Annotated in this window: 15 protein-coding genes; 7 read left to right on the top strand and 8 right to left on the bottom strand. The window is 63.4% G+C overall.

Annotation, left to right across the window (positions count from 1 at the left end):
- Positions 1-26: 26 nt before the first annotated feature.
- The gene (locus E8Q40_RS03360) at positions 27-1,235 is read right to left on the bottom strand and encodes an alanine--glyoxylate aminotransferase family protein (protein ID WP_137043057.1); all 1,209 of its coding nucleotides are present in this window, start codon (positions 1,233-1,235) and stop codon (positions 27-29) included.
- A 172-nt stretch (positions 1,236-1,407) separates the two neighbouring features.
- On the opposite strand from E8Q40_RS03360, the gene E8Q40_RS03365 reads away from it, so the two are divergent.
- Positions 1,408-4,392, top strand: a complete 2,985-nt coding sequence (locus E8Q40_RS03365) for an FAD-binding and (Fe-S)-binding domain-containing protein (protein WP_137043058.1) — start codon at positions 1,408-1,410, stop codon at positions 4,390-4,392.
- Between the two features lie 53 nt (positions 4,393-4,445).
- On the opposite strand, the gene E8Q40_RS03370 is transcribed toward E8Q40_RS03365, so the two are convergent.
- From E8Q40_RS03370 to E8Q40_RS03385, 4 genes are all read right to left on the bottom strand, one after another.
- On the bottom strand, positions 4,446-4,721 hold the full coding sequence (locus E8Q40_RS03370) for a hypothetical protein (RefSeq protein ID WP_137043059.1): 276 nt from the start codon (positions 4,719-4,721) through the stop codon (positions 4,446-4,448).
- 156 nt (positions 4,722-4,877) lie between these two features.
- The gene (locus E8Q40_RS03375; RefSeq protein WP_205995659.1) at positions 4,878-6,164 is read right to left on the bottom strand and encodes a TRAP transporter large permease; all 1,287 of its coding nucleotides are present in this window, start codon (positions 6,162-6,164) and stop codon (positions 4,878-4,880) included.
- On the bottom strand, positions 6,161-6,715 hold the full coding sequence (locus E8Q40_RS03380; protein WP_137043060.1) for a TRAP transporter small permease: 555 nt from the start codon (positions 6,713-6,715) through the stop codon (positions 6,161-6,163). Before E8Q40_RS03380 ends, E8Q40_RS03375 begins: the two co-directional genes overlap by 4 nt.
- Positions 6,716-6,801: 86 nt before the next feature.
- Positions 6,802-7,797 carry a TRAP transporter substrate-binding protein gene (locus E8Q40_RS03385; protein ID WP_137043061.1) on the bottom strand — a complete coding sequence of 332 codons (996 nt, stop codon included), beginning with the start codon at positions 7,795-7,797 and terminating at the stop codon, positions 6,802-6,804.
- Between the two features lie 223 nt (positions 7,798-8,020).
- Here E8Q40_RS03385 and E8Q40_RS03390 point away from each other — a divergent pair, with 223 nt between their 5' ends.
- From E8Q40_RS03390 to E8Q40_RS03400, 3 genes are all read left to right on the top strand, one after another.
- Positions 8,021-9,055 carry an ABC transporter substrate-binding protein gene (locus E8Q40_RS03390; RefSeq protein ID WP_205995661.1) on the top strand — a complete coding sequence of 345 codons (1,035 nt, stop codon included), beginning with the start codon at positions 8,021-8,023 and terminating at the stop codon, positions 9,053-9,055.
- Positions 9,056-9,257: 202 nt separating this feature from the next.
- Positions 9,258-9,971, top strand: a complete 714-nt coding sequence (locus tag E8Q40_RS03395) for an ABC transporter ATP-binding protein (RefSeq protein WP_137046570.1) — start codon at positions 9,258-9,260, stop codon at positions 9,969-9,971.
- Positions 9,968-10,753: an ABC transporter permease gene (locus E8Q40_RS03400; protein WP_137043062.1), complete on the top strand. Its 786-nt coding sequence runs from the start codon at positions 9,968-9,970 to the stop codon at positions 10,751-10,753. The genes E8Q40_RS03395 and E8Q40_RS03400 overlap by 4 nt, the downstream gene beginning before the upstream one ends.
- On the opposite strand, the gene chrA is transcribed toward E8Q40_RS03400, so the two are convergent.
- The 3 genes from chrA to E8Q40_RS03415 form a co-directional block, all read right to left on the bottom strand.
- Entirely contained in the window at positions 10,754-12,070 is a 1,317-nt protein-coding gene (gene chrA, locus E8Q40_RS03405) for a chromate efflux transporter (RefSeq protein ID WP_205995663.1), read from the bottom strand.
- Positions 12,067-12,903: a chromate resistance protein ChrB domain-containing protein gene (locus tag E8Q40_RS03410; RefSeq protein WP_137043063.1), complete on the bottom strand. Its 837-nt coding sequence runs from the start codon at positions 12,901-12,903 to the stop codon at positions 12,067-12,069. Before E8Q40_RS03410 ends, chrA begins: the two co-directional genes overlap by 4 nt.
- Before the next feature lie 152 nt (positions 12,904-13,055).
- Positions 13,056-13,781 (bottom strand): sulfite exporter TauE/SafE family protein, encoded by a 726-nt coding sequence (locus E8Q40_RS03415; RefSeq protein WP_137043064.1) that lies wholly within the window; start codon positions 13,779-13,781, stop codon positions 13,056-13,058.
- A 158-nt stretch (positions 13,782-13,939) separates the two neighbouring features.
- Between E8Q40_RS03415 and E8Q40_RS03420 the strand changes: the two genes are divergently transcribed.
- The 3 genes from E8Q40_RS03420 to E8Q40_RS03430 all read left to right on the top strand — a co-directional run bounded on the left by E8Q40_RS03420 (position 13,940) and on the right by E8Q40_RS03430 (position 16,728).
- Positions 13,940-14,689, top strand: a complete 750-nt coding sequence (locus tag E8Q40_RS03420; protein ID WP_137043065.1) for an SDR family NAD(P)-dependent oxidoreductase — start codon at positions 13,940-13,942, stop codon at positions 14,687-14,689.
- Positions 14,686-15,594: a DMT family transporter gene (locus tag E8Q40_RS03425; protein WP_246662990.1), complete on the top strand. Its 909-nt coding sequence runs from the start codon at positions 14,686-14,688 to the stop codon at positions 15,592-15,594. Before E8Q40_RS03420 ends, E8Q40_RS03425 begins: the two co-directional genes overlap by 4 nt.
- 99 nt (positions 15,595-15,693) lie before the next feature.
- On the top strand, positions 15,694-16,728 hold the full coding sequence (locus tag E8Q40_RS03430) for a thiamine pyrophosphate-dependent dehydrogenase E1 component subunit alpha (RefSeq protein ID WP_137043066.1): 1,035 nt from the start codon (positions 15,694-15,696) through the stop codon (positions 16,726-16,728).
- Position 16,729: the final 1 nt, after the last annotated feature.

Raw genomic sequence — 16,729 nt, forward strand, 5'->3', positions numbered from 1 at the left:
CGTTTCAAACTCAGCAGAAGCGAAATTTACTCCGCCGCCTGCTTCTTTCCGGCACCATGCTGCGACAGCAGATAATCCATCGCCGCCTGCGCGCCGCCCTTCTTGATCGGCACGCCGAACAACTGCAGCGCAACTTCGGTCGTCGCAAGGCAACCCATCATCGTCGCGTCGTTGACGTCGCCGAGATGGCCGATGCGGAAGTATTTTCCCGCGAACGGGCCGAAGCTCGCACCGTAAGAGATGTTGAAGGTCTCCAGCGCCATGGCGCGGAACTGATCGGCGTTGAAGCCTTCCGGCAGCAGGATCGCGGTGACCGTCGGCGAGTAATACTTCGAGTCCTTGCACAGAATCTCGAGGCCCCAGTGCTTGGCCGCGATACGGGTCGCCTCGGCGAGGCGATCGTGGCGGGCGAACACGTTGTCGAGGCCTTCCTCGTGCAGCATGGTGATGCCGACATCGAGGCCGAACAGCATGAGGGTCGCCGGCGTGTAGGGGAAGAAGCCGACCTTGTTCATGTTCAGCATGTCCTGCCAGTCCAGGAACGCCTTCGGCAGCTTCGAGGTTTTGTTGGCTTCCAGCGCCTTGTTGCTGACGGCGTTGAACGACATGCCGGGCGGCAGCATCAGGCCCTTCTGCGCGCCGCCGACGGTGACGTCGACGCCCCATTCATCATGGCGATAGTCGGTCGAGGCCAACGACGAGATGGTGTCGACGAGAAACAGCGCCGGATGGCCGGCGGCGTCGATGGCCTTGCGGATTTCGGCGATCGGCGACAGCGCACCGGTCGAGGTCTCATTGTGCAGCACGCAGACGGCCTTGATCTCGTGCTTCTTGTCTTCCGAGAGGCGCTTCTCGATCACCTTCGGATCGACGCCGGTGCGCCAGTCGGTCGGCAGCAGCTCGGTCACCAGGCCGAGCTTGTCGGCCATCTTCTTCCAGAGCGTGCCGAACTGGCCGGTCTCGACCATCAGCACCTTGTCGCCGGGCGACAAAGTGTTGGTCAGCGCGCCTTCCCAGGCGCCGGTGCCGGTCGCGGTGTAGATGATGACCGGGTTGGCGGTCTTGAAGATGGTCTTGATGCCGTCGAGGCACCGCTTCGCCAGCCTGGCGAATTCGGGGCCGCGATGGTCGATCATCGGCGTATCCATCGCCCGCAGGATGCGGTCCGGAACGGGCGTCGGGCCCGGAATGTGGAGGAAGTGGCGCCCAACCGGACGCGAGGAATTCTGAGCCATAGGAAATCCGCTCCTGGAACGGCTAAAGCTGTGACGACGTGCTGTGTGGTTTGGCCACGGCTCCGCGACCCGGCAGGGAGCGGCGCTTGTGGCCTTGAACTATGAATGTCACATTCCGGTCAAGCGGATTTCCGCAATCGGCTCATGCAATAATCGACGTAAACCATCAAGGATGGGCGTTTTGGCGGTGGTCTTCCCCGGCCTGGAAAGGCGTTTGAAATCCGAACTGGCCGGCGAGGTCCATTTCGACCGATTTACCCGCGGCCGTTACGCTACCGACGCCTCGCACTATCAGATCACCCCGGTCGGCGTGGTCGTGCCACGCACGATCGACGAAGCCGAACGGGCGATCGGCATCGCGCGGGCCGAAGGTGTCACTGTGCTGCCGCGCGGCGGCGGCACCTCGCAGTGCGGGCAGACGGTGGGCGAAAGCCTGGTCGTCGATTGCTCGAAATATCTTAACCGTATCGTCGATCTCGACGTCGCGCGGCAGCGCTGCACCGTCGAGCCCGGCATCGTGCTCGACGACCTCAACCGCCAGCTCAAGCCCCATGGTCTGTGGTTTCCGGTCGACATCTCGACCGCGTCGCGCGCCACCATTGGCGGCATGGCCGGCAACAATTCCTGCGGCGGCCGTTCGCTACGCTACGGCACCATGCGCGACAATATCATCGGCATCGACGCCGTGCTGGCCGACGGCTCGCGCGCCCATTTCGGCCCGATGGGCGGGGCCGACGATGTGCCGCCGGCGCTCAAGCCGCTGGCACAGGACCTCATGGTCATCGGTGTGCGCGAAGCCGATGAAATCGCCGCGCGGTTTCCGAAAGTGCAGCGCCGCGTCGGCGGCTACAATCTCGATGCGCTGGTGCCGGGCTCCTACAGAAACGTTCAAGGATTGGGCGGCAACGACATCAACCTCGCGCATATCCTCGTCGGCTCGGAAGGCACGCTCGGCTTCTCGACCCGCATCGAACTGAAGCTGTCGCCGCTGCTCGGGCGCCGCGCGGTCGGCGCGGTGCATTTCGGCTCATTCTACGAGGCGATGAATTGCGCCCAGCATATTGTCGGCCTCAAGCCGATCGCCGTCGAACTGGTCGATCGCACCATGATCGAACTCGCCGGCGCCATTCCGATCTTCAAGCCGACTTTGGATCGCTTTGTGCGCGATTTGCCCGAAGCTATTCTGCTGGTCGAATTCGGCGAGACCGATCACGAGGAAAACCTGCGTCGTCTGCGCAAGCTCAAGGAGCTGATCGGCGATCTCGGTTTCAACTGGGACAATACCGGCGCCAAATGGGGCGGCGTGGTCGAGGTGCTCAATCCCGAACTGCAGGTCGCGATCACCGAGGTTCGCACCTCGGGCCTCAACATTATGATGTCGATGAAGGATCAGGGAAAGCCCGTCTCCTTCGTCGAGGATTGCGCGGTGCCGCTCGAGCATCTCGCCGACTATACGTCGCGGCTCACCGCGATCTTCGAGAAGCACGGCACGCGCGGAACCTGGTACGCCCACGCTGGTTCAGGCTGCCTGCATGTGCGGCCGATCCTCAATCTGCGGCTTGAGAAAGACGTTCACGCCATGCGCGCGATCGCCGAAGAGGCCTTCGCCATGGTGCGCGAATACAAGGGTTCGCATTCCGGCGAGCACGGCGACGGCCTGGTGCGTTCAGAGTTCAATGAGCCGATGTTCGGCTCGCGCCTGGCCCGCGCCTTCGAAGAGGTGAAGGACCGCTTCGACCCGAACGGGCTCTACAATCCCGGCAAGGTGGTGCGGCCGTCGAAGTTCGATGACCGTTCGTTGCTGCGCTACAAGCCGGACTATCTCGGCATTGAACTGAAGACCGAACTCGACTGGTCGGCCTTCCCCGGTTCGGGCGGCGGATTCCAGGGCGCGGTCGAGATGTGCAACAACAATGGCGCCTGCCGCAAGCTGGCGGGCGGCGCCATGTGCCCGTCCTATCGCGTCACCCGAGATGAGCGTGACGTCACGCGCGGCCGCGCCAATACGCTCAGGCTCACAGTGACCGGGCAACTCGGACCGGATGCTCTGTCGTCCAACGAGATGGCCGAGACCTTGGCGTTATGCGTGTCCTGCAAAGCCTGCCGCCGCGAATGCCCGACCGGCGTCGACATGGCGCGCATGAAGATCGAGGTGCTGGCGGCGCGCGTGAAGAAGAAGGGTCTGTCGCTGCACGACCGGCTTGTCGGCTATCTGCCGCGCTATGCGCCGATCGCCGCGCGCGTGCCCTGGCTGTTCAATCTGCGCGACCGCTGGCCGCTGCTGCAGCGCGTCTCGGAAAGTCTCGCCAATTTCTCGGCGCGGCGCAGCCTGCCGAAGTGGCGCAGCGACATTTACCGCGATCGCAGCGACTGGCCGTATCGTTCTGCGACCGCCGACGCGGGTGCGAAGCCCGTGCGCGAAGTCGTGCTGTTCGCCGATACCTTCAACCGCTATTTCGAGCGCGAGAATCTCGATGCGGCGATGAAGGTCCTGTCGGCCGGCGGGTATCGTATTCATACGGCCAAGCCAAAGGATGGCGACCGTCCTTTGTGCTGCGGGCGCACCTTTCTCTCGGCCGGCAAGGTGGACGAGGCGCGTCACGAAATGCAGCGCACACTCCAAGCGCTGGCGCCGTTCGCCAAACGCGGCGTGCCGATCATCGGCCTGGAGCCGAGCTGCCTCTTCACATTCCGTGACGAGATGCCGGCGCTGATGAAAGGCGAGGGCGTCGCCGAGGTCGCAGCGCAGACTATGATCTTCGAGGAGTTCCTGGCACGGGAAATTAAGGCTGGCGTCGAGTTTCCGTTCAAAGCGCTGCCGAAGCCGGCACTGCTGCACGGCCATTGCCACCAGAAGGCCTTCGCCGCGATGGGCGCGGTCGAATCGGTGCTGCGCGCGGTGCCCGACCTGAAAGTAGAGACTGTCGATTCGAGCTGTTGCGGCATGGCCGGTTCATTCGGCTACAAGGCCGACACCATCGACGTGTCGCTGAAGATGGGCGAGTTGTCGCTGCTACCGGCGGTGCGCGAGGCGCCGGACGACGCGCTCATCGTCGCCGACGGCACGTCGTGTCGGCATCAGATTCACGACGGCGCCGGGCGCGAGGCGATCCATGTCGCGCGCGTTTTGGCGATGAGCCTGGCGGCTGAACGCTGAACGGCCCGTCCGGGGCGCCGGGCGAGCCGTCAGGGAGCGGGCGGGGCGGCCGATCAGTACTCGGCGTAGCTGCACACTTTTTCGTAGTGCGGGCGGCCAAAGCGGTCGTAGCGCTTGATGTAGCCGCATTCGCGGTCGGCGATGCGGTAGCCGTAGTCGGCACCATAGGCGTTCGAGGCGGCCGCGGCGCCGATGAGCGCGCCGGCGACAAGTCCGATGCCGATGGCGGCGCCGTAGCGGGGGCGGGCCTGGGATTCGCTGGTGGACGCGGCGACGGCAGTGAAAAGGGTGACGGCGGCAAGCGCGGCGGTCAGGGTCTTCTTGAACATGGCGGGCTCCATCCGGTTGAACTGAGGCGGCCGTCATGGCCGCATAGCCATCAGTCGCGGCGGACCGGCTAAAGGTTCAAAGGATTGTCGCCCCTGGGCGAAGAAATTTTGCCGGCGGAGGAGCGCCGGTCGGCCTGCCGAGCCGTTTAGGTCTGCTCAGCCGCCGTAGAAAATCCGGATCAGCACCAGCGAGAACCACGGCACATAGGTGCACAGCAGCAACACGCCGACCAGCACGCCGATAAAGCCCAGATTGGCCTTGGTCGTCGCCCAGATGTCCGACTTGGCGACCGAGCAAGCCGCAATCAGCACGCTGGCGACCGGCGGCGTCTGCTGGCCGATGGCCAGATTCAGCGTCAGCACCAGCCCGAAATGTACCGGGTCGATGCCGACCTGATGGACCAGCGGCATGACGATCGGCACCGTCAGGATGATGGCCGCGGCGGAATGCAGGAACATCCCGAGGATCAGGAAGAAGATGTTGAGCAGCAGCAGTACCATGTAGGGGTTGCTGGTCATGTTCACGATCGACTTCGCCAGACCCTGCGGCAACTGGCTCTCGGTCAGGAATACGCCGATCAGCGCCGAGGCGGCGACGAGCAACATCACCACCGCCGTCTGCAGGGCCGAATCGACCAGCGCGCGATACAGCGACTTCCAATTGAGGTCGCGATAGATGACGAGCGAGATGAACAAGGCCGCGAGCACCGCGACGGCGGCGCCTTCGGTCGCGGTGACGAAGCCGCCGAAAATGCCGCCCAGGATGATGACCGGCAGCGACAGCGCCCATGCTGCTTCTTTGGTTGCCTGAATCAGCCGACTCATGGCGAAGCGTTGCTCGACCGGGAAGTTGTTCTTGCGCGCGTAGTAGTAGCTCATTGCCATCAGGGCGAGGCCGCCGAGCGCGCCCGGAATGAAGCCGGCAACGAACATTTTCACCACGGATTCTTCGGCCATCGCGGCGTAGAGAATCATTGGGATCGACGGCGGGATGATGATGGCGAGGCTCGATGCCGACGAGGTGATGGCGGCGGCGAATTCCTTGGAGTAGCCGCGCGACTTCATGGCTGGAATGAGCAGCGTGCCCAGCGCGGCGACGCCGGCCACGGCCGAACCGGAAATCTCGGCGAAGAACATCGACGAGCCGACCGTGACCATGGCGAGACCGCCGCGGATGAATCCCAGCATGGCGGTGGCCAGATTGATCAGGCGGCGTGAGATGGTCGAGGCGTTCATGATGCCGCCGGCCAAAACGAACAACGGTACGGCCAGCAGCGGGAAGTTGGTGGCGCCTTCGAACATCACCAGCGCTACGTTCGGCAGCATATGCGAGCCCTGGATGATCCAGATCGCGACGACAGCAACCACGCCAAGGGCGACTGCGACCGGCACGTTGAGCAGCACCAGCGCGAACATTCCGACAAGCATGAGACCGATTGTCATGGCGTGCGCACCGGATTGGCTTCAGCCGTATCGAGCCCGGCCGATTCGAGAGCTTCTTTGACCTCGTGGTCGATCAACGGTCCGCGTCTGGCTTCGCGCAGCAGGCCCGGCAGCTTGACGAGCTCGGCAATCACGAAAAGCAGCGAGGTGATTGGAATGACGGATTGAGTCACCTGCAGGGAGACTTCCGGGATCGACACCAGCGTGTCGCCCTTCAATATCTGGACGACCTGGAGGCCCATATAGGCGAGAAGTCCGAAGAAAAAGATTGTGACTGTCGACGAGAAAAAAGTCGCGGCGACACGCCAGTTAGCCGGCATCGCATTGACGAGGCCCGGAAAGCCGATATGCGCGCCGCGCAAGGCCGCCAGCGCGCCGCCATAGTAGGTGAGCCAGCAGAGCGAAATGGCCGCTACTTCGTCGTACCAGACCAGCGAATGGCCGGCCCAACGAAAAATAAATCCAGCAACGATGATCAGGGTCACGATCGTCATCATCGCAGCGGCGATGACTTCCAGCGCGCGATCGTACCAACGTTGAAACGCGTCCATGAATTTCGGCCGTCAATTTCGGGAGATGTCAGGTCGACGGAAATCGATGAGCCGGGCCCGCTTGGGGCCCGGCTCGTTCTATACCGTCAGGAGCCCTTGGCGAGGCCGAGCGACTTGTCGATCAGTTCTTTGCCGGTGGGCACTTCCTTGGCGAACTCGTCGTAGATTGCCTTCGAGGCGGCGACGAAGGCCGGCTTGTCGGCCTCGTTCACCTGGATGCCGGAAGCCTTCATCTTGTCGATCAGTTCGCCGTCGAGCTTGGCGGCCAGCTTAAGAATCTCCGGCTCGATCGCGACTGCCGTGTTCTTGAGAATCTTCTGGACGTCGGCCGGCAGCCGGGACCACGAGGCGCCACCGGTCAGATAGGCCGGCGTGTAGACGTGGCCGGTCAGCGACAGATACTTCTGCACTTCCTGGAACTTCTGCGAGTAGATCTGCGTCAGCGGATTTTCCTGGCCGTCCATCACACCCGTCTGCAGCGCGACGAAGACCTCCTTGAGCTCCATCGGCGATGGGCTCGCGCCATAGGCCTTGAACATCTTCACGCGCCAGACGCCGCCCGGCACGCGCAGCTTCACGCCTTCGAGGTCGGCGGGCTTGACGATCGGCCGCTTGTTGTTGGTGATCTCGCGATAGCCGTTCTCCCACACGCCGAGGATACGGTAGCCGGCCTTCTCAGCGACCGGCCCGAGAATGGGGTGGGTCACGTTCTTGGCGATGCGCGCCGCGTGATCGCGGTTTTGCACAAGATAGGGCATTTCGAAGACGCCGAATTCCGGCGCCACTGACGTCATCACGGTCGAGACCAGCGCGAGGTCGACGGTGCCGAGCTTGAGCTTCTTCAGAAGTTCCGTGTCGCCGCCGAGCTGGCTCGAGCCGTAGACCACGAGCTTGGCCTTGTCGCCGAGTTGGGCATTGACCTTGGCGGCATAGAGGTCCGCCGATTGGGCGAACAGGGAACCGGGCGCGCCGACATGGCCCAGCTTGATCTCGGTCTGCGCCGAAGCGGCGCTCGCCATCAGAGTGACGGCGGCGACGGCGGACAGCGAAGCTTTGACGAGCGAACGCGATAGTTTCGACATGACGAAATCCTCCCGGTTGGGCCGCGGACCCGCAGTTTCAGCGGAGCGTTTTTTTGTTGGCGCCGGTATCAATACAAATCGGCGCGCCCAATACAAGTCGCAGCGGTTGTGCATGGCAAGGCGTCGCATGGGGCTTACCTTCGATGCTGCACCGCGCTATCTTTTCGCGCCCGAAGCCGAAGCGACATCAGCAACAACGTCGGAAAAGCAGAGACCCCACGCCATGCGCCGCGCCTTGAGCCTTCTTTCCGCCCTCCTGATGATCGCGGCCGCGCTACCTGCCGCGGCGTCCTCGCCCGCCGCGCCGGCCAAGAAAGAGGGGCCGGAACTTCGCAAGGTGCGTTTCGGCACCAACTGGGTCGCCCAGGCCGAGCATGGCGGCTACTACCAGGCGCTCGCCGACGGCACCTATAAGAAGTACGGCCTCGACGTGGAGATCGTGCCTGGTGGGCCGAATGTGAACAACCGCATCCTGCTGCCGGTGGGCAAGATCGACTTCTTCATGAGCGCGAACTCGCTGCAGAGCTTCGACGCCGTCGAGCAGAAGATTCCCACCATCGCCGTGGCGGCCTCGTTCCAGAAGGACCCACAGGTGCTGATCACGCATCCGGGCATGGCGAACACGCTGGACGACCTCAAGAACCTGACTTTGTTCGTGTCCAAGGAAGGCATGGTGAGCTATTTTCAGTGGCTCAAGGCCGACTATGGCTTCACCGAGCGGAGCGTGAAGCCGTACACTTTCAATCCGCAGCCGTTCCTCGCCGACGAGAAGAGCGCGATGCAGGGTTATGTGACGTCGGAGCCCTACGCCATCGAGCAGCAGGGCAAGTTCAAACCCAAGATATTCCTGCTCGCCGACTACGGCTTCAACAGCTACTCGACCCTGATCGAGACACGCACCGAACTGGTCGAGAAAGATCCGGACCTCGTACAGAAGTTCGTCGATGCCTCGGCGATCGGTTGGTACAACTATCTCTATCACGACAACAAGGCGGCGAACGAGTTGATCAAGAAGCACAATCCGGAGATGACGGATGCGCTGTTGGCCAATTCGGTCGCCAAGATGAAGGAGTTCGGCATCGTCGATTCCGGCGATGCGCTCAAGCTCGGCATCGGCGCCATGACCGATGCACGCATGCACGCCTTCTACGACAAGATGGTACGCACCGGCGTGGTCAAGGCGGGCCTCGACTACAAGAAGGCCTATACCCTGAAGTTCGTGAACAAAGGCGTCGGCCTCAATCTGCGGCCGAAGTGACAACCCGGCAGTCATCGTCCGGCTTGGCCGGACGATCCAGTATTCCCGGACGCGTGGCTGATCGCATGCGGCTCATTCAAATGCGGACATGGCTGGGTCCCCGCCTTCGCGCGGACGACGGTGAGCGGCCTTGACAGTCGCCGAAACCACATCGCCCATCGTCTCGCTCCGTGACGTCGGCAAGGTCTTCGACAGCGGCACCATGGCTCTCGACAGCCTCGATCTCGATGTGCGCGACGGCGAGTTCGTCTCTCTGCTCGGGCCTTCGGGCTGCGGCAAATCGACCGCTTTGCGCATCATCGCCGGCCTGAGCACACCGACGAGCGGCGTCATCGAATGGCCGTCGGACAGCGGCGGTAGCACAGCGACAGGCAATATCGGCTTCGTGTTCCAGGAGCCGACGCTGATGCCGTGGGCGAGCGTTACCGCCAATGTCGAATTGCCGCTGTCGCTGGCCCATGTCGATCCGATGAAAACAAAGGCCGCGGTTGCGACCGTGCTCGACCATGTGGGCTTGGCGGACTTCGCCGCGTCCTATCCGCGCGAACTGTCCGGCGGCATGAAGATGCGCGTTTCTATCGCGCGGGCGCTGGTCACAGAGCCGCGGCTGTTGCTGATGGACGAGCCCTTTGCCGCCCTCGACGAGATCACACGGTTCAAGCTCAATAATGAAGTCCTGTCGCTGTGGCGGGCCCGGCGGCAGACCGTGATCTTCGTGACCCACTCCGTTTTCGAGTCGGTGTTCCTGTCGCAGCGCATCGTGGTGATGACGCCGCGGCCCGGCCGGGTCTTCGCGGAGGTGGCGATCGATGCGCCGTATCCGCGCGACGATCGGTTCCGGACCTCGGCAGAATATGCCGGCTACTGCCGCAAGGTAGCCGAGGTTCTTGCCGCCGCCATGGAGGCCCAGCCATGAGGGCCTCCGGCGTCGTACGGATCGCGCTGCCGATCCTGCTTCTTGCCATCGCCGTCGCGGTGTGGGACGCGGCGGTGCGCGCCTTCGCCATTCCGCCTTACATCTTGCCTGGCCCGGGGATTGTCGCGGAATCGTTGATCGGCGATCGTGGCCTGCTGTTCGGTTCGCTCCTGGTGACGTTGACGCTGGCGCTCGAGGGTTTCGCGCTCGCTGTCATCGGCGGCATCTTCTGGGCGACCGTCTTCAATCAATGGCGCCTGGTCGAATACTCGTTCTATCCATACGCCGTCGTGCTTCAGGTGACGCCGGTGGTCGCGATTGCGCCGCTGCTGCTGATCTACCTGCCGCAGCATCTCGCGGTGTTGGCCTGCGCGTGGATCGTCGCCTTCTTTCCGGTGCTGGCTAACACGACGCTCGGCCTGCGCTCGGTCGATCGCAACCTCGTCGCATTGTTTCAACTCTACAAGGCCTCGCGCTGGCAGGTGCTGATGCGGTTGAAGTTGCCGGCGGCGCTGCCGCAGATGCTCACCGGTCTGCGCATCGCCGGCGGCCTGTCGCTGATTGGTGCCGTGGTTGCCGAGATCGCCGCTGGTTCGGCCGGCGCCGGCTCGGGGCTCGCCTATCGCATCGCCGAGTCCGGCTATCGACTCAATATTCCGCGCATGTTCGCGGCGCTGCTCCTGCTGTCGCTGGCGGGCGTTGCCATCTATTTCGTGCTGTCGTCGCTGTCCCATCTCGTGCTGCGGCGCTGGCACGAAAGCGAAGTGGATGAGGAGCATTGATCACGTCATTCGCGCGATCATGCCGAGCAATGCCATGACGCCGATCACCTCGATCAGGCTGCGATGGAATCGGAAGGTGAGGATCGCTGCGGTCACCGCAAGAAGGGCGATGCGTTGGTCGAGCGCCGCCGGATCGAAGGCATACCAGCGCAGGATGCCGGTGTGCCTTTCGGTGACGTCGCCGAACAGTACATGCAGCGCGAACCAGACCGACAGGTTGAGGATGACGCCGACCACCGCGGCGGTGATGGCGGCGAGCGCGCCGGCCAGCTTCTTGTTGCCGCGCAGTTCCTCGATGAACGGCGCGCCGGCGATGATCCACATGATTGACGGCACGAAGGTCACCCAGGTCGTCAGCACCGCGCCGGCGATGCCTGCGATCAGCGGCGTGAACGGCGCGGCGTCGCGGAATGCGGCAAGAAAGCCGACGAACTGCGTGACCAGGATCAGCGGGCCGGGCGTGGTTTCGGCTAGCCCCAGCGCATCGACCATTTCCGGCGCGGTGAGCCAGCCATGGGTGTCGACGGCCTGCTGCGCCATATAGGCGAGCACCGCATAGGCACCGCCGAAGGTGACGACCGCGAGCTTGGAGAAGAACAGTCCGACCGACACCAGGACGTGATGCGGTCCGAGCGCGAGTGCGATGGCGAGGACCGGCAGCCACCATAAAGACAGCCCGGTGCCGACCGCGATCGCCATATGCCGCCAGCGGTCATTGGCGGGCCGCGCCGCGATGTCACCTGTTGCAGCAACATCGCCCTGCCGTGCCGTGAGGAAGCCGATCAGCGCCGCGCCGATGACGATCAGCGGAAATGGCAGGGCCAGAAAGAAGATGCCGACGAAGGCCGCTGCCGCAACCGCAACGAGCCAGGCCGATTTCAGCGCGCGTTTGCTGATGCGGATCAGCGCCTCGACAACGATGACCAGCACCGCGGCCTTGATGCCGTAAAGCGCCCCGTCGACGAGCCCGATGCCGCGGCCATAGGCATAGAGCAGGCTCAGGCCCAGCATGACGAAGGCGCCGGGCAGCACGAACAGGATGCCCGCTGCGAGCCCGCCGCGCAGGCCGTGCATCAGCCAGCCGATATAGGTGGCGAGCTGCTGCGCTTCGGGTCCCGGCAGCAGCATGCAGAAGTTCAGCGCATGCAGGAAGCGCGACTCCGGGAGCCATTTCTTCTCGTCGACGACAACGCGATGCATCATCGCGATCTGGCCGGCCGGCCCGCCGAACGACAGGCAGCCAATCTTGAACCAGATTTTCACCGCCTCGCCGAAGGTCGGCTTCGGCGAGGTTTGTTCTGTTACGTCCATGGTCATGCCGCCTTGCCTGCTTGGGTGCTTGGCCAATTGTGCTTCTCGTCGGCGGCAAAGCGCGCCCATGCGAACAAGCCATCATACATGGCGAAGCCCTGCCGCAGGAGTCCATGGTCGTCATCGCCGGCGAGTGCCGACAGGCCGAGCGATATGGCGTGCAGGCCGCCCGCTTCGGGCGCAAGGTCGTGTCGCGCCGTGTCGGCGCCACGCACGATGGTCGCGACCCGCGCCAGCGTCGGTTCATCGGCGAGCCCGAACATCGCGAGCAGCGTGTCGAAACTGCAGGTGTCGCCGACATGCGAGATTTCGACGCCGGCGATGTCGAACGGGATGGCGCCGAAATTGGTCGCGGCGTCGGCGACGTAAGGCGGATCGACGAAGACGAACTTCGCCTCGGGATCGATGAAGCGCCGGATCAGCCACGGGCAGGCGATGCGGTCGATCTTCGGGTGACGTCGCGTCACCCAGAGCGACGGCCGCTTCGGCATCAGCCGGTCGACGGTGGCGCGGTCGACCAAAGGCAGGCCGGCATCGGTCCAGGCACCCTGGCCGCCGGCGAGTTGCGCGGCATTGTAGCCTTGCCCGCGCAGTTCACTGACGATGACCTGGCTTAATTCCTTGCCGAGCTTGCAGGTGATGACAATAGGGCGGGCGCGGTCGAGCGTGCCGATCCAGCCGGGAAGGTCGGTTGGTTCGCGCCAGATCGAGCCCGGAATGAGACCGGGCACGGTTTCGTAAATGTCGCGGCGGCGCACGTCGATGATCTGCGGCGCATGCGGCGTCGCCATCGAATGCCAGAGGTTCTGGGGAGAGATTGCAAAATCGAGAGCAAGCATGGGCTTCCTCCAAGAAAGAAGGAAGCGGTGCTTGGGCTCTTTTGCTCAAAGCGTGATGTGCTTTTAGCGAAAAGAGCCTGAAGCGCGGGGCGACCGCCGTTGGCCCCACTGATGCATAACTAGCGCAGCACCGTTATGAATTCAAGACGGCTTCAGCCGAACACCAGAACAAGGCCGGACAGCATCAGCAGGACCAGCACCACCTTGCGGAAGGTGTCCTCGTTGAGATGACCATAGAGCTTGAGCCCGACCCACAGTCCGGCGCCCAGCGCAGGCAGGCCGTAGAGATAGACGCGCATCAGGTCGAACGTCACCGTGCCATTGGCGGTGAGCGAGATGGCAGTCAGCACGAAGGCGGCCAGGATCACTGGCTGAAACACGGCGCGCTGCTCGTCCTTGCGCAAGCCACGCAATTGGCACCAGATGGTGATGACCGGTCCGGTCAGCCCCGTCATGCCGCCGAGAATGCCGTTGACAAATCCGACCGTGACGTCCGCCGGCAGTGACGGCTTGACGCTGTGAACATGCGGCCGGATCAGGAAGTAACTCGAATAGGCGATCAGCAGCACGCCCACGCCGTCGCGCACGAAATCCGGCTTGATGTAGCCGAGCAGTACGGCACCGATCGGCACGCCGAACAGGCCGCCGCCGATGAACGGTGCCAGGGTGCGCAGGTTCAAGGCGTGGCGCATCTTCCAGATGCTGTAGCTCTGCACCAAAATGCCGTAGCCGCAGATCAATGCGGCGGTCTGCGCCGGGGTGAGGATGTGCAGCCAGACGCCTGAAACGACCAGCCCCATCGCGAAGCCGGCCAGTCCGTTGACCATGCCCCCGACGAAAGTCGACAGGACAAAAAGCGCGAGAATCGGGCCATCCATGGTCGTGAGCCGGGCCGTCCGGAACAGCACTTGGCAGGCAGTCGTGGATGCCGTCCCGGGTGGATGGCAGCTATCTGACAGGGAGGCTGCATTTTCCCCGCCAAACCGACTATACCATCGGGCAAGTCAAAACAAATCAGTCCGGGGGAAGCTCTTCCATGTCCAATAACATCGATCTCAAAGGCCGCTTCGCGGTGGTCACCGGCGGCGCGCAGGGCATCGGCCGCGCCATCGTCGAGCGCTTTCTGGCGTCCGGCGCGGCGGTGGCGATCTGGGATCGCGACGAACCGCTGGCCAAAAAAACGGCCGGCGAGCTCAAAGGCCGCGTCGAGGTCGTCGCCGTCGACGTCACCGATTTTGCCAGCGTCGAGCGCGCGCGCGATGCCACCATCAAGGCCTTTGGCCGCATCGACATCTTGGTCAACAATGCCGGCATCGCCGGCATGAACACGACGGTGGCGGAGTATCCCATCGACGAGTGGAAGCGGGTGATGACGATCAACCTCGACAGCCAGTTCTACTGCTGCAAGGCGGTGGTGCCGGGCATGGTCGGCCAGGACTACGGCCGCATCGTCAACATCGCGTCCATCGCCGGCAAGGAAGGCAACCCGAACGCCTCGGCCTATTCGGCGTCGAAGGCCGGCGTCATCGCCCTGACAAAGTCGCTCGCCAAGGAAACCGCGGGCAAGAACATCTCGGTCAATGCCATTACGCCCGCCGCGGCCAAGACGGCGATCTTCGACCAGATGACGCAACAACATATCGATTTCATGCTGTCGAAAATTCCACGCGCCCGCTTCGTCCAGGTCGATGAGGTCGCGGCGCTGGCCGCCTTCTGCGCCTCGGAGGATTGCTCCTTCACCACGGGCGCGGTGTTCGACATTTCCGGGGGACGGGCGACCTATTGAGCGACCAGGCAGCCCTTCGCCGTCAGCGTCTCGCCGGCATCGCACTCATGTGCGGTGCCGTCGCGACATTTTCGTGTCTCGATACGACGGCGAAGTATCTGGTTCATTACATGGACCCGCTGCAGGTGACGTGGGCACGCTATACCGGTGCCTTCGTGCTGGCCCTGTTCATCCTCAATCCGTTCAAACGGCCGCACATGATGGCTACGCAGCGGCCGTTCCTCCAGATCGGCCGCTCGACGCTGCTGCTCGGCTCCACCGCGCTCAACTTTTTCGCCATCCGTTATCTGCAACTCGACGAGGCACTTGCCATTCTGTTCGCGACGCCTTTCCTGGTCGCCGTGCTTGGCAGCCAGTTCCTGGGTGAACGCGTCGGCTGGCACCGCTGGATCGCCATCGGTGTCGGCTTCTCGGGCGTCCTGCTGGTAACGCGGCCCGGCATCGGCGGCATGCACCCCGCGGCGCTGCTCTGCGTCGGCAGCGCAATCTGTTACGGCGTGTACTCGATCGCGACGCGGCTGCTTGCGCGCACCGATTCAACCGAGACGACGACCTTCTATACGAACCTGGTCGGTGCGATCGCGATGATACCGATCGTGTTCTTCGTCTGGACGCCGCCGCAAAGCATATTCCAGGGCGTGCTGATGGCCATGACCGGCTTCTTCGGCGGCTTCGGGCATTATCTTCTGGTGCGCGGCCATCGTCTGGCGCCCGCCTCGACGCTCGCGCCGTTCATCTACACGCAGATGGTTTGGACATCGACGCTCGGGTTCCTTGTGTTCGGGGACGTGCCCCACTTCTGGACCATCGTGGGCAGCGCCGTGGTCGTCGCCTCGGGGCTCTACCTGCTGCATTACGAGCGCAGGGTGGGCAAGACCATCGTCGAGGCCGAGGAAAAGCAGTAGGCGCTCGGCGCAGGTCGGCAGTTGCGGGTTCGCCGTCATCGAGGCTAAGTTCCGGTCCGACAAAAAGAACAAGCCTTTCGGAATGCGAGGAAATCCCCCATGGCGACAGCGCAGAATCGCGCTCAGGCAGTTCCCGGTTCGGGGCTGAACGACGATATCGGCGAGGACAAAAGGCTGGCGATCTATCGCTCGCAGCTTCGCATCCGCGAGGCCGAGCAACGCGCCTACGATCTGTTCCTGCAAAATCTGGTCAAGGGAACGAGCCACCTGTCATTGGGGCAGGAGGCGGTCGCCACCGGTTTCGCCGAGGCGATGCAGAAGGGCGACCTGTCGTTCTGCACCTATCGCGGCCATGCTCACACATTGGCGCGCGGAGTGTCGGTCGAGAAAGTGCTCGGCGAGTTGATGCAGCGCGACAATGGCTTGATGCGCGGCAAGGGCGGTTCGATGCATCTGACTTCGGAGGCGCACGGCGTCATGGGGTCTTACGCCATCATCGGCGCGCATCTTCCCATCGCCTGCGGCGCCGCCTGGCGTGCGCAGTACAAGGGCGACAAGGACGTCTCGGTCTGTTTCTTCGGCGACGGCACCACCAATATCGGCGCCTTCCATGAGGCGCTGAATTTCGCCGCGGTATGGAAGCTGCCGGTCGTGTTCGTCTGCGAGAACAATCTCTACATGGAATACACGCCGATCGGCGACGTGACCGCGGTGCCGCATCCGGCCGCCGATCGCGCCGCATCCTACAGTCTCGAACGGATTGTCATCGACGGCAACGATGCCGACGTGGTCTATCGCACCGCGCAGAAAGCCTATGCCAAGGCACGCGCCGGAGAGGGGCCGTCATTGATCGAAGCTTTAACCTATCGTCACTCGGGCCATTCGCGCGCCGACCCAGCCAAGTATCGTCCCGAGGGCGAGCTGGAAAAGTGGAAGGAGCGCGATCCGATCAAGATCTATCGCGAACGCCTCAAACAGTTCGGCGTCAGCGACAAGGTCATCGCCGAGATCGACGCTGACGTTCGCAAGGAAGTCGATGACGCGACCGAGGCCTGCAAGGCCGCGCCGATGCCGCCGCTCGATATCCTGACCACCGACGTCTATGCCGATGGCGGCTGGGCATGGAGAAACTGAT

It is taken from the genome of Pseudolabrys sp. FHR47, assembly GCF_005153485.1.
In the GTDB taxonomy this organism is placed as follows: Bacteria; Pseudomonadota; Alphaproteobacteria; order Rhizobiales; family Xanthobacteraceae; genus Pseudolabrys.

Excerpts from the sequence above, each read along its gene's own strand:
- E8Q40_RS03360 (WP_137043057.1), bottom strand. The coding sequence starts at position 1,235 with ATGGCTCAGAATTCCTCGCGTCCGGTTGGGCGCCACTTCCTCCACATT.
- E8Q40_RS03365 (WP_137043058.1), top strand. The coding sequence starts at position 1,408 with ATGGGCGTTTTGGCGGTGGTCTTCCCCGGCCTGGAAAGGCGTTTGAAA.
- E8Q40_RS03370 (WP_137043059.1), bottom strand. The coding sequence starts at position 4,721 with ATGTTCAAGAAGACCCTGACCGCCGCGCTTGCCGCCGTCACCCTTTTC.
- E8Q40_RS03375 (WP_205995659.1), bottom strand. The coding sequence starts at position 6,164 with ATGACAATCGGTCTCATGCTTGTCGGAATGTTCGCGCTGGTGCTGCTC.
- E8Q40_RS03380 (WP_137043060.1), bottom strand. The coding sequence starts at position 6,715 with ATGGACGCGTTTCAACGTTGGTACGATCGCGCGCTGGAAGTCATCGCC.
- E8Q40_RS03385 (WP_137043061.1), bottom strand. The coding sequence starts at position 7,797 with ATGTCGAAACTATCGCGTTCGCTCGTCAAAGCTTCGCTGTCCGCCGTC.
- E8Q40_RS03390 (WP_205995661.1), top strand. The coding sequence starts at position 8,021 with ATGCGCCGCGCCTTGAGCCTTCTTTCCGCCCTCCTGATGATCGCGGCC.
- E8Q40_RS03395 (WP_137046570.1), top strand. The coding sequence starts at position 9,258 with ATGGCTCTCGACAGCCTCGATCTCGATGTGCGCGACGGCGAGTTCGTC.
- E8Q40_RS03400 (WP_137043062.1), top strand. The coding sequence starts at position 9,968 with ATGAGGGCCTCCGGCGTCGTACGGATCGCGCTGCCGATCCTGCTTCTT.
- chrA (WP_205995663.1), bottom strand. The coding sequence starts at position 12,070 with ATGACCATGGACGTAACAGAACAAACCTCGCCGAAGCCGACCTTCGGC.
- E8Q40_RS03410 (WP_137043063.1), bottom strand. The coding sequence starts at position 12,903 with ATGCTTGCTCTCGATTTTGCAATCTCTCCCCAGAACCTCTGGCATTCG.
- E8Q40_RS03415 (WP_137043064.1), bottom strand. The coding sequence starts at position 13,781 with ATGGATGGCCCGATTCTCGCGCTTTTTGTCCTGTCGACTTTCGTCGGG.
- E8Q40_RS03420 (WP_137043065.1), top strand. The coding sequence starts at position 13,940 with ATGTCCAATAACATCGATCTCAAAGGCCGCTTCGCGGTGGTCACCGGC.
- E8Q40_RS03430 (WP_137043066.1), top strand. The coding sequence starts at position 15,694 with ATGGCGACAGCGCAGAATCGCGCTCAGGCAGTTCCCGGTTCGGGGCTG.